The 420-nt window shown below is 59.3% G+C and carries 1 protein-coding gene; it reads left to right on the plus strand.

The window, feature by feature from the left end; genetic code table 11:
* Positions 1-420 (plus strand): immunoglobulin-like domain-containing protein (locus ACF8GB_RS18370; protein ID WP_392527418.1); only part of this gene is annotated, 420 nt, incomplete at both ends.

The raw sequence follows: 420 nt of genomic DNA on the forward strand, positions 1-420 counted from the left end.
GTTGAAGCAGGCAAGACCCAGGGCAGCATCGATTTCCAGACCCCGGCCAACGACGTCTACAACAACGGTTCCACCGTTAGCGTGACCATCGACAGTGCCACGGGCGGCAACTTCGAACAGCTGACGCCAAACCCGACACCAGCAGTTACCACGATCAATGATTCGATCGACACCACCACTGCCACGCTGACGGCTTCGCCAAGCGTGACCGAAGGTGGCGTGATCACTTACACCGTCACGCTGACCAACCCGGCTCAAACCCCAGTTACCGTGACCCTGTCCAACGGCCAGGTCATCACTGTTGAAGCTGGCAAGACTCAGGGCAGCATCGACTTCCAAACCCCGGCGAACGACGTCTACAACAACGGTTCCACCGTTAGCGTGACCATCGACAGCGCCACGGGCGGCAACTTCGAGCAG

It is taken from the genome of Pseudomonas sp. xss_4, from assembly GCF_043104125.1.
Lineage (GTDB): Bacteria > Pseudomonadota > Gammaproteobacteria > Pseudomonadales > Pseudomonadaceae > Aquipseudomonas > Aquipseudomonas parafulva_B.